This is a genomic window from Tahibacter sp. (assembly GCF_032229445.1).
Classification (GTDB): domain Bacteria; phylum Pseudomonadota; class Gammaproteobacteria; order Xanthomonadales; family Rhodanobacteraceae; genus Tahibacter.
Window position 1 is genome coordinate 97,232 of record NZ_JAVTWC010000017.1, and the last position, 10,892, is coordinate 108,123.

At 65.0% G+C, this 10,892-nt stretch carries 12 protein-coding genes; 7 read left to right on the forward strand and 5 right to left on the reverse strand.

Translation table 11 applies throughout. The features are described from left to right. Positions 1–306 precede the first annotated feature (306 nt). Complete coding sequence (locus RUU78_RS03810; RefSeq protein ID WP_313913836.1) at positions 307–915, forward strand: SCO family protein; 609 nt, start codon at positions 307–309, stop codon at positions 913–915. Next, on the forward strand, positions 912–2,069 hold the full coding sequence (locus RUU78_RS03815; protein WP_313913838.1) for a c-type cytochrome: 1,158 nt from the start codon (positions 912–914) through the stop codon (positions 2,067–2,069). The genes RUU78_RS03810 and RUU78_RS03815 overlap by 4 nt, the downstream gene beginning before the upstream one ends. A 287-nt stretch (positions 2,070–2,356) precedes the next feature. On the opposite strand, the gene RUU78_RS03820 is transcribed toward RUU78_RS03815, so the two are convergent. From RUU78_RS03820 to RUU78_RS03830, 3 genes are all read right to left on the reverse strand, one after another. Beyond that, entirely contained in the window at positions 2,357–3,001 is a 645-nt protein-coding gene (locus RUU78_RS03820; protein WP_313913840.1) for a response regulator transcription factor, read from the reverse strand. Beyond that, on the reverse strand, positions 2,998–4,680 hold the full coding sequence (locus tag RUU78_RS03825; protein WP_313913842.1) for a GAF domain-containing sensor histidine kinase: 1,683 nt from the start codon (positions 4,678–4,680) through the stop codon (positions 2,998–3,000). Before RUU78_RS03825 ends, RUU78_RS03820 begins: the two co-directional genes overlap by 4 nt. Positions 4,681–4,766: 86 nt before the next feature. Continuing rightward, positions 4,767–5,846: a right-handed parallel beta-helix repeat-containing protein gene (locus RUU78_RS03830; protein ID WP_313913844.1), complete on the reverse strand. Its 1,080-nt coding sequence runs from the start codon at positions 5,844–5,846 to the stop codon at positions 4,767–4,769. 157 nt (positions 5,847–6,003) lie between these two features. Here RUU78_RS03830 and RUU78_RS03835 point away from each other — a divergent pair, with 157 nt between their 5' ends. Together RUU78_RS03835 and RUU78_RS03840 are read left to right on the forward strand one after the other, a co-directional pair. Beyond that, entirely contained in the window at positions 6,004–6,765 is a 762-nt protein-coding gene (locus tag RUU78_RS03835; protein ID WP_313913846.1) for a hypothetical protein, read from the forward strand. Beyond that, positions 6,765–6,980 carry a hypothetical protein gene (locus RUU78_RS03840; RefSeq protein ID WP_313913847.1) on the forward strand — a complete coding sequence of 72 codons (216 nt, stop codon included), beginning with the start codon at positions 6,765–6,767 and terminating at the stop codon, positions 6,978–6,980. The genes RUU78_RS03835 and RUU78_RS03840 overlap by 1 nt, the downstream gene beginning before the upstream one ends. A gap of 11 nt (positions 6,981–6,991) precedes the next feature. Here the strand turns inward: RUU78_RS03840 and RUU78_RS03845 are convergent, their stop codons facing one another. After that, positions 6,992–7,564 (reverse strand): hypothetical protein, encoded by a 573-nt coding sequence (locus RUU78_RS03845; RefSeq protein WP_313913849.1) that lies wholly within the window; start codon positions 7,562–7,564, stop codon positions 6,992–6,994. A gap of 292 nt (positions 7,565–7,856) precedes the next feature. On the opposite strand from RUU78_RS03845, the gene RUU78_RS03850 reads away from it, so the two are divergent. Further along, positions 7,857–8,273: an ASCH domain-containing protein gene (locus RUU78_RS03850; RefSeq protein ID WP_313913852.1), complete on the forward strand. Its 417-nt coding sequence runs from the start codon at positions 7,857–7,859 to the stop codon at positions 8,271–8,273. Between the two features lie 62 nt (positions 8,274–8,335). On the opposite strand, the gene RUU78_RS03855 is transcribed toward RUU78_RS03850, so the two are convergent. After that, complete coding sequence (locus RUU78_RS03855) at positions 8,336–9,055, reverse strand: hypothetical protein (protein ID WP_313913854.1); 720 nt, start codon at positions 9,053–9,055, stop codon at positions 8,336–8,338. A 58-nt stretch (positions 9,056–9,113) separates the two neighbouring features. Here RUU78_RS03855 and RUU78_RS03860 point away from each other — a divergent pair, with 58 nt between their 5' ends. Together RUU78_RS03860 and RUU78_RS03865 are read left to right on the forward strand one after the other, a co-directional pair. After that, complete coding sequence (locus RUU78_RS03860; RefSeq protein ID WP_313913856.1) at positions 9,114–9,326, forward strand: hypothetical protein; 213 nt, start codon at positions 9,114–9,116, stop codon at positions 9,324–9,326. 32 nt (positions 9,327–9,358) lie between these two features. Further along, a complete protein-coding gene (locus RUU78_RS03865; RefSeq protein ID WP_313913858.1) occupies positions 9,359–10,504 on the forward strand; it encodes an integrase in 1,146 nt (381 codons plus the stop codon). Positions 10,505–10,892: the final 388 nt, after the last annotated feature.

Consider the following 10,892-nt stretch of genomic DNA (forward strand, 5'->3'; position numbering starts at 1 on the left):
CTTTTTTATGTCGGCCCGTGCCGACACAGGCCGGTCGCGCGACGCCGGCGCATCCTGGCGACGCGGCCGCACCGGTCACCGGCGCGCGGCAACCGGCTCTCGCTGGCTAGCTGGTCTTCGGACTCCCCAGTCAGAAGTGCATTTGTTCAGAAGCCTGCAGAGGCAGGCGCAAAACACTGCTTCCGCCTATCAGGAAAAGTCGACCGTGCCGTCGGGCGGCTTCAACGCGGCAAAGTGTCCGGCCTGTTGTTGCCAGCCTGTAGGCGGCGGGATAAGTTCGCGCTCGATAGCAACCGGGGTCTGCTCATGGGCAAGGGGATTTGGGCGGCGGTGCTGCTGCTCGGCGCCGTCGGCGCGCAGGCGCAGGACCATGCGGCGCATGCGGCACACGCCGCCGCGCAGGCGCAGTCCCTGCAGGGAGAGTCCGCCGCCGGCACGGTCGCCGATGTGCCTGTGCAGGACCAGTCGGGGCGCAGCCTGCATTTCCATCGCGACCTGGTGCAGGGCCGGCTGGTCGCGATCAATTTCGTCTTCACCCGCTGCACCACGGTATGCCCGCTGCTGGGCGCACGCTTCGCCCAGGTACAGAAGCAGCTGGGCGACGATGCCGGCCGCGTCGCCCTGATCTCGGTCAGCATAGACCCCGCCAACGACACGCCGCAGGAGCTGGCACGCTGGGGCCGCGCCTTCGGTGCCGCACCCGGCTGGAGCCTGGTCACCGGCGCGCGCGCCGATATCGACCAGTTGGCGCGCTCGCTGGGCGCATCAGCCGCCGATCCAGCGTCCCATGTTCCCCTGGTGCTGCTGATCGACGAACGCGGCAAGCCGCGGCCCTGGCGCCGGCTCGACGGGCTGGCCGACGCCACGGTGCTGACCGCGGCGCTGCGCGGCGCGATGGCACAGCCGGTCGAATGAATCTTGCCGCCCTCCTCGCTACAGCGCTGATCGCCCTGCAAGCCGGCGCCGGCTCGACCGAAGGCGGCGAGAAGATTTTCCGCGAAGGACTCTCGCCACGCGGCACGCCCATCGTGGCGACGCTGGGAGCGAACGATGCGGTGCCTGCAACGCTGCTGCCCTGCGTGACCTGCCACGGCGCCGACGGCCGCGGCCGCAGCGAAGGCGGCGTGCGTCCGGCCGATATCAGCCCATCCGCGTTGCGGCGGCCGCTGCACAACGAACGCCGCCGACGGCCCGCCTACGATAGCTCGCGCCTGCGCCGCGCCATCACCCTGGGCATGGACGCTGGCGGCCAGCTGCTGGACACCGCGATGCCGCGCTACGCCCTGAGCCTGGCCGATGCGGACGATCTGCTCGCCTATCTGGCTGCCCTGGAGCAGCGACATGAAGCCGGCGTCGGGACAGAGCGACTGCGTATCGGCGTACGCGGCGCGGCGCTGACCGCGCCGACGCAGGAAATCTACGGCCGGCGCGTGGAACTGGTGCAACTGTCACGGCCGCCGCAGCGCAGCGACGATCTGCTGCTGCTGATCGACACCCGCGCCGACGGCAGCGACAGCCTGCCCGCAGCGGCAGCCGAGGACCTCCCCGCCATCGTGTTCGCCGCCGACAACGGCGATCCCGGCCACAGCGGCTTCGTCATCACCGCATCGCCAGCTACGCGCCAACGCGCGCTCGAAGCACTGGCCGCATCCGTGCCGGCACCGCTGCTGATCGAAGACTGCGACGAGGCCGCGACACTGACGACGGCACACACGGTGCTGCTGACCGATCGCGTCGCCGCCCGCTGCGACGTGACACAGCTGGCCTGGCCCGCAGGACAAAGCCTGCGCATCGCACTACCGGCGCCGCCCGACGCATCGCTGCGCGAGGCCGTGGCCGAGCAAGTACTGGCTCAGGTGGTGGCGCTGTTACAGCAGACAGGCCGCGAGATCACACGCGCAGGACTGGTTGCCAGACTCCAGACCGTCCGCGACATCTCGCTGGCAACGCTGCCCCCGCTGCGCTGGAGCGCCGCGCGGCGGTATGGGCTGGATCAGGTCTGGGTGCTGCGGCTGGATAGCGCGGATGGCCGGCTGATGCCGGCGCCCGGATGGCTTGCGGTGCCGTAGGGGGATGTGCGTGGCGCTCCGCGGGTAGACGTGGTCTCGAAAGGTCGCGCGTCGGCGGCAGGTTCGTCGTCGAGGCCCAACATCGCAGCGCAACATGTGATGTTTTGTCTACTTTTATCGACCGCGGCTTTCCGCCTGGAACCGTTGCCTCAGTCGTGTTGAGGACCGCTGTCGACGCCGGCGCACCACGCGGGCACCTTCATGAGTTTCTGTGATCGGCCTTTGTACATCGTTCGGCGGCGCCCCCGCGCTTGTCGTCGATCGCTACGACAGGAATCTGGCGCCGCTCAGTCGCGCGCCGCTTGGCGCGTGAAATACAACGCCGCCTGGGTGCGGTCGGCGACATCGAGCTTCTCGAGCACCGTGCTGACATAGCCCTTCACAGTACCCTCCGTGAGGTTCAGCCGCTGCGCGATGCGCCGGTTGCTGAGCCCTTCGCCGATCAGCTCCAACACGCTGAGTTCTCTCGGCGTAAGTGCGGCAAACGGATCGGACGGCAGCGGTTTGCGCAACAGGTCCACCAGCAGACGTTGCGTCGATTCGTGCAGCCAAGGCTGGCCTAGCGCCACCGCGCGTACCGCGCTGACCAGATCGTCCCGCGACGCATCCTTGAGCAGGTAGCCGATCGCGCCGGCCTGTACCGTCTCGCGCAGCATCTCGCCCTCAGCGAAACTGGTGAAAACGATGAAGTTGCAGCGTGGGTCGATTCGCTTGAGGAGGCGAATGGTCTCGGCCGCAGACAGCCCCGGCATGACGAGGTCGATCAACACGACGTCGGGCGTGGCCGCGGCGAACTGGCGCAGCGCGTCGTTGCCACAGCCCGCCTCTGCGACGACGACGAAGCCGTTGTCGTCTTCCAGCACGGCACGCAGACCCTCGCGAACGATCGCATGGTCGTCGATCAGCATGAGACGCAACGCGTCCTCGCTCATGACTCCTCCAGCGGCCGGTCGCGGCGTGGGAGCCGCGCGAGCACTTCGAGGCCATGGGGCTGAACTGGTCGCAGCGCGAGATCGCCGCCGAGTCGCGCAAGACGCTCGCGCATGCTTCTGAGCCCGATGCCGCCCTGGGATTCCGACGGCAGCCCTCCGCCGTCGTCGCGCACGAACAGCCAGGCGCGAGAATGATCGATGTGCGCCTCGACGGTCACGTTGCGGGCGCCGGAATGGCGAATCACGTTGGAGACGGCCTCCTGGCAGACCCGGTAGAGCGCTTCCTCGTGCGGCAAGTGTTGCGGTACGTAGCGATCGAAGCGATAGCGTCGCGCAAGCGTCTCGGGAATCATCGCATCGAGCAGGCGCGGCAGCGCCGCGCCGAGACCGCCGTCGCGCAGACGCTCCAGGCCGAGAAAACTGCGCCCCTGCCGCGAAATCGACGTGTCGTTCTCGTGCGGGGGCTGGAGCTCACGCAGCAAGGCTCGCATTTCCGCGAACGCGGTCTGCGCGAGCTCGGCCAACCGCCGCGCGCGCCGCTCGCCTTCTTCGGGACTGTTACGCCAAGCAGAGGGCAGCGCCTGCGAGAGCAAGCTGATGCTCGAGAGGATCTGGGTCACCGAGTCGTGCAGCTCCCGGCGCAGGCGCGCACGTTCCTGCCAGACCGCTGCCTTGCGATTCTGCTCGTGCAGGCGCGCGTTCTGGATCGCTATGCCGAGGTGGTCGGCGATGATCTCGATCGTGCGCTGGTCGAGTTCGTCGTACACCTGGTCACCCTCGACGTTGACGACGCCGACGACGTCGCCCGCGGCGAGGATCGGCACCGCGAGCTCGGCGCGCGCACCCTGGGTCGTGCGCGGCGTCACGTAGCGCGGGTCGGCGTGCACACTGTCGACACGCTGCGCGCGGCGCTCGCGCACCGCGGCGCCCATCACACCCTCGCTGACCGGCAATCGGTCGATGCCCTGGATCCGGTGCTTGTAGCCACCGCCGCGGATCTCGACGATCAGCACGCCCGGATCGTCGGGATCGATCAATGGAATGTCCACGTTCGGAAACTCCAGCACGTCGTGGATCGCATCGGCAGTCTGCTGCAGCATCGACTTGAGTTCGGCACCGGCGTTGATGATCTGGGCGACACGCGCGATCAGTTCAAAGCGCGCGGTGCGACGGCGCGCGTGTTCGTAACGGCGTGCGTTCTCGATCGCGATACCGGCATGCCGGGCGAACACCTGGAGGGACTCCGCCGCGTCGTCGGCGAATGTACGCGGGGGAGCCACGCCGATGCCGAAGAAACCCGTCAGCTCGCCCTTCCAGTGGATCGGCATACCGATTACCTGATTGTCAGCAAGCTCGGGTAGCGTTATGCCAGCGATGTCGCCATACCGCGCGACGACCGGCTCGCCGGTCTGCAACACCTTGCCGGCGAGGCCGACACCGCGTCCCATCTCCGAGCCGAGCTCGCCGTCCGGCATGTGATAGACCGCCGCGGTGCGGATGACATCGCGCCGCCAGTCGTACAGGCCGATGGTGCCGTCGTCGGCGCCGATAAGGCGGCACGCGTATTCGACGATTCGCGACAGCAGCGGCTGGAGCTGCAGCTCACTGCTCATTTCTTCGACGAAATGTCGCAGTAACTCCTGCGGCGAGTCCGGAACGGTCGGCGTGGGGTCGTTCATGCGCGGAACTGTCAGACGTGCGAGCCTGCGAGCATATCGGACAGCCTTCGCCGATGCGCGTCGACAGCGGCATTTAAACCGACCCGTCAGAGTGGACCGTCAAAGCCGTCGCCGAAGATGTCCTCGTTCTCGATCGCACCGAGATCGCAGCCGGCTTGCAACGGCCTCAGCACACCGCGCTGGTCCGTCGCCAGGCAGAACTCGGCGTCGCCGGCATCGATGGCCGGGCTTGTCGCCGCAAGGCCATGGGTCCTGGTGACGCCACCGCGCGCAGCCAGCGGCAGGAGCTGCGGATCGGCAGTGAACTGTGGCGTGCAGGTGCCCGACTCGGCGAGCAGCGCGATCGCGGTCACCGTGCCGCTGTTGATGCGGCAGTTCTGGCCGACGTTGTCGGCGATCACGCTGTTGATCAGCACCGTGTCGGCGTTGAACGCGAACAGGCCGCCACTGCTCGCGTTGGGCCCGCCGTTGTTGGCGACGGTGATGTGGATCGCGACCAGGTGGCCGCGGTTCTGGATCGCACCTTCGCTGGTCGCGCCGGCGTTGCCGCTGAACGTGCTGTTCTCCAGTTGCGCATCGCCTTCGTTGTAGATCGCCGCGCCGCGGAACGAGCTGTTCGCATCGAACGTGCTGCCCACGACCAGCAGCGTCGATCCGAACTGGGCGTTGATCGCGCCACCGCCCGCGGTGCCGGTCGAGTTGCCGTCGAAGCGGCTATCGTGCACGGCAAGATGCCCTTGGCTGAGGATCGCGCCGCCGCGATCGTTGGTCGTGCTGTTGCTGATCCGCACGCGCCGCAGCGTCAGGCTGCCGCCAGCGTTGACGACGAAGCTGCGATGCGCAGGGCCGCCGATGATCTGCACGAGGTTGCCGTCACCCGTGGACGCGTCGCGCGCCTGGCTGCTGCCGTCGATCGTCAGCGTCGAACTGATCGTGAGCGGGCTTTCCAGGTCGATCACGAAACGGTTGGCAAACGTGATCGTGCCGCCAGCGCAGACCGCAAGCACGGCGTCGCGCAGCGAACCGGCGCCAGCATTGTTTGCGTTTTCCACCTGTACGGTCGTGGCGCAGCCCCGCGCTTGCGCGGAGTCGGCATGGGATACCGAAGGAGCAGCGAGCAGCGCGCCTGCCGATACGAATGCGCGGACGAGATAGCGGATGTCCATGAGCGGAGCCGTTGTCGTGAAGGAGGCGGCACTGTAGGGACAGGCCCGCTTCGCCAGAACTTGACGAAGTCAGGGGGCAGCACTGACTAAAGTTAGTGGTCGGCGACCGGAGCACCGCGCGAAGAACGCACTGTCTTCTTCGGCCCGCATTCGCCCCATGCACCCACAACGGGAAACATTTGTTCGGCTCGGCCAGACTGGTTGCCCATGGTTTCTTCCGGCGTCATGTCGCTCGGAAGCGGTCGTCCGGCACCGGGGCGATGTCGGAGCTGTGGACGCCCAAGCGAATAGCTCAATGACGCGAGCTGTGCAGAACATCGAAGTCAAACAAAAATGTGGTGGCCGTGATGGCCTTTGGTTCGCGAACGTGTACGCGCTTTTCGACATGGAGCGCAGCGGCGCCGGCATCACCTGGGATTTTTTCCGCCCAAGCGTGCAGCGGCCGGCGCTGGTCAACCACGTCGAGGACCGCGACCTGTTGCGCTTCGAACTGCCCGGCGCGCGCGAGTTTCAGGCCGCCGTGTTCAGATACGAATATACGTTTGCACACTGGGAATACCTGAATACGGTAAGCCCGTCGGTCCTCGTCGTCTCCGGCGCGGCGATCGAGCGCAAGCACCACAAGGACGTGTTCGAGCTGGTCAAGGTTTGCAAACGGCGCATGACCATCGCCGGCCGAGATGTGCCCGTCGCAAGCCTGCCCTACAAGCTGACCAGCGATGCCGGGCTGCTGATGGCGGAAGGCGAGCCGTTCGCGGCGTGCTACTGGGACACGCCGGAAGGTCACGTTTTCAGCCTGCGCAGCACCATCGAGAGCGGCACCGACGTCAGCACCATCGCCGCGCAGTACGGCGGCGGCGGACACGCCCAGGCGTCGAGCTTCAAGGTGCAGCGCGATCTCGAACTAGCAATGGCGTGATGCGCGACTGGAACCGCGAAAAGCTCATCCTCGCCGGCCGGAGTGCGAGCGAAACCTTTTCCAGCATCGGCGCCGCCTTCGGCTTTTCACGTCAGCGCGCGCACTCGATCTGGAGCCGCAACCAGCCCCAGGCCGCCGCGGCCACTGTGACCGTCGAAAGGACGACGTCCGGCGGTATGAGCGAACTGCAGCCCACAACGGTCGAGGCAGCATGAACCGCACACCCCTACTCGATGAAATTCGGACCCGGCGGCACATCGTAGCCGGCAGCGGCAAGCACTCCGCGCCACCAATCGGCACCCTCGTCACTTATTTGCAGCGGACTGAAAAAGTCGCCGTCAATTTCGATCAACACAATCTGGTGCTCAAATTTCACAGTCGGGCTGTCGTCATCGAGGTTGATGGCCGCCCCTTTCAAAGTTCGAAGTTCGGACGAAACGCCCGCATCCGCGACGTTACTCCACAACTGGACGTGCTTCGAAGCGTTAGCGATCTGTTCCGCGGCGCGGACGCTACGCACGGCACGCGCCACGTCCTGCAGCTCGCGATGGTTCGAAACCTTTGCGCGCAGGTGCGCCGAAACAGCTTTCCATCGCGCGCCGTCGTTGCCGAGGTCGACCGCAAGCCAGTCGCAGAGATGCCAAAGACTCAGCGCGGCGCCTATCGTCAGATTTGCCTGCGCTACGGGATTCTTGATCACGGTCTTGCTGATTCCGTCCACTTCCCAGAGCAGCTTTTTGAACAAGTCCACCGGCGACCGCAGGTGGACGGCTTTGTCGCGGCTATCGACGTTTGCCATGTCCCGAACCTCCTAGCGCATTCCCATCCAATACTACTCGCAGCTCCAGGGAGCGGCCAATGAACGCGGCGCGATACTTCTGAGGCATGGCCGAAGCATGCGCGCTCCGCGCTGCGGCGTGCAGACTCGAAGCCAAGATTGCGAAGTACAACCCGAACGAAAAACCGGCGACGGCGGCAGCCGCGTTGGTTGCGGAATTCCGCGCCACAGCTCGATCACTGAGCCGGACGTCAGCGGCGTACAGCCGGCTGGCATCCGAGGCAGAAACGACGGGGCAGCCGAGGGCGCGCCCATGAAAGCCCTCACGATCTGCCAACCGTATGCGCACCTGATCTGCGCGAAGCGCGAAAAGCGCATCGAAAACCGCACCTGGGCGACGCGGTTCCGCGGCCCGCTGCTGATCCACGCCGGCATGTCGCGGAAGTGGCTCGACGTCGGCCGGGCGACAGACGGCACGCCGATTGACGCGTACTACAACATTCCACTTTCCGACATGCCCTTCGGCGCCATTGTCGGCGCCGCCGTCGTCATCGACTGCGTCCACATCGACACAATCCGCGCAGGCCGCCACGACAAGCGCTTCCCCTGGCTGCGCGACCACGACCACACCGGCGGGCCGTGGTGCTGGCTGCTGGGCAATCGTCGAGCTTTTGAAGCCCCGTCCCCTTTACGGGCGCACTCGGACTGCTTGACGTGGCGGAAGACGTAGTCGCGGAACAGCTTGCGCGCGAAGGGCGCGCGCTACGTCAAATCTCTGCAGCCATGAAGCGATCAGCCTTCCTGCCACTGAGTGCCAAGGATTCGAGCGGCCCTTTCCTTCGCGTCTCTGATGCTCAGGACCGACAGTCCCTTCGCCGTTTCATCAGGAAGCAGACCGCACTTTTTCAGAAATACAGCAGCGGTCGAGACCCTTCGCCGGTAGTAGTCGGTCAAACTTCTACTGTCAGCATAATCTTGATACTCAAGCAATGCGTTTTCGAACTCGATCAGCAAATTTACAGCGCGGTCGAAGCGAGCATGCCAGCTTCGGATAATCAGACGCTGATCCGTCTCCCTCGCCCGCTGCATGAGCAGCGTATAACTGTCGTCCTCGAACAAGCGCGACAACGTCAGGTCCACGTCAACCGGGCCATCGCCGAGGTCTACCCCGATAACTCCGTTAAAGCGTGCCGCCGTGATGTGCTGGTTCCAAGTCTCAAGAATCCCTTCGACCTTGCGTCGAATATCGGCCGCCTCGGCATCTACCCGAGCCCTTTCCACCTGGGAACGAGTTTCGTTGAGCGTCACCAGAACAAAAATGACCGTAATTATTCCGATCAAAGGGTTCACCGTGCCGCCAACGAAGTCGCCGAACTGACCCCAAGCGTCAGGGTTTCCCGGCGGGCTTGCGTGAAACCGGCTCCAGTAAACCACTCCTGCAGCCAAGGGCGCGAGCACCGCAAGACCACCCAGAACGTACTCCCAAATTGCAATTTTTGCGCGTGTGAACATGATTTTCCCCCTGTAGCTGGCGCCCGTGTGGTTCGGATTGTCCGGAGGCGAGCTTAGTATGCGCGGCTCCGTTCTCGACACCTCCGATCTACTCGCGATCACCGGCTATGCCGGGGCAGGCGACGCCGCCCGTTGCTTGCGCGCCCAGTGCATACGGGTGTTTGATGGAAAGGACGGCCCTTGGACCACCCTGGAACTCATTAACGCAGCCGGCGGCCTGCTGGCGCCCGCCGCGCAGACCGAAACCTACCGTCCGGAGGACTTGGTATGACCCGCGGTAGGAAGCGCAAACACGATCCGTCGATGCCGAAGCACATCGACCAGGCGGCACTGCCGCGAGGGATCTACTGGGATCGCAGCCGCGCCGGCCACTGGTACGTGTTCGAGAAAAGTACGAAAGGGAAGCGCGTACGGCGCAAGGTTACCGGCCCGACCGCTCGCACTTCGGAACTGCACTCGATCATCGAGGATCGCGGCAGCGTCGACACGGGCAGCCTGCAATGGCTGCTGGACCAGTACCACGCCAGCCCCAAACTCAAGGGACAGTCACCGCGGACGCAGAAGGATCGCGAAAGCTACCGGCTCGCGCTGATCGAGTACCCGACGAAGCTCGGCGCACTTGGCGCGCTCGGCTTTCGAAAGCTCACGACGGCGGGCATACAAAGGATCATTGACAAGAGTGCCGAAAGGCACCAAACGAAGGCGAATCACTTGCACCGCTACCTGCGACTGGTGTTTAGTTGGGGCGTTCGCCGCGGCCACTGCGAGGCAAACCCGGCCAAGCGTGTCGAGCAGGCGAAAGAGCGCGGGCGCGTCGCAGTACCGACACCCGAGGTCATGGACAAGGTCATCGCGTTCGCGCGCGTCCGCAGAGCGCTGCCCGCACACAGCAAGGGCTCGGTTTCGCCGTACCTCTGGTTTGTATCCGAACTCGCTCACCTGTGCCGGCTGCGCGGCGCTGAGGCGATCACCCTGACCGATGCCTGCGAAACCCCGAACGGCCTGGCCGTGAACCGCCTCAAGGGCAGCAAGGGCAGCAAGGGCAGCAAGGGCAGCAAGGGCAATACCGTGCGCTGGACGCCCCGGCTGCGCGCCGCGTGGGATGCCGCGCTCGACTACCGCAAGCGGGTAACCCCACCTTCGGCGCCGGCGCCGATCAATCCCGGCAAGCGCCTGGCCATCGTCAACGAGAACGGCGGACCGCTCACAAAGAGCGGTTTCGATAGCGCGTGGCAGCGCATTATCCACAGCGCGATCCGCGCAGGCGTCATCACGCAAGAACAGCGCTTTGCTCCACATGGCTACAAGCATCGGGGAATAACAGATACGCGCGGCAGGGGGGCGGATAAACAAGATGCGTCGGGACTCAGATCCGCCGCTATGCTGGACACCTACGATCACAGTATTGCTTTGGTCGCATCCGCGGACGCCAACGACGAGTCTCCCTGACAGTATTGTCCAGCCATTCACGCGTCGATATGAAAGGGCCGAGCTATCGTGTCGCAGCCAGTTCCCAAGTACCTTACCGATCATTTTCAAGAAGCGTTTGATTCGCACCAACGGCTTTTCCAGATAATTCATCTAAGCCGCGTCGGTATTTCGCGAGCTACTGCAATGCCCAACCTCACCAGGGCACTGCTGGCCGTTAAGGGATCAGCTGAGGACGATCCGCGAATTCTGCAAGCGGAGGAAGAGGCACGGCTTGCTTCAACCGAGGTCACCGCAGGCTTTCCACACCTACACTCATTCGCAGTCGTTGCGGTATGGAGCTGGCTGGAAAACCGGCTCATCGCGGAATCGTGTGGGTGATTCCGGCATCCAGTAGTTGCTGTCACGT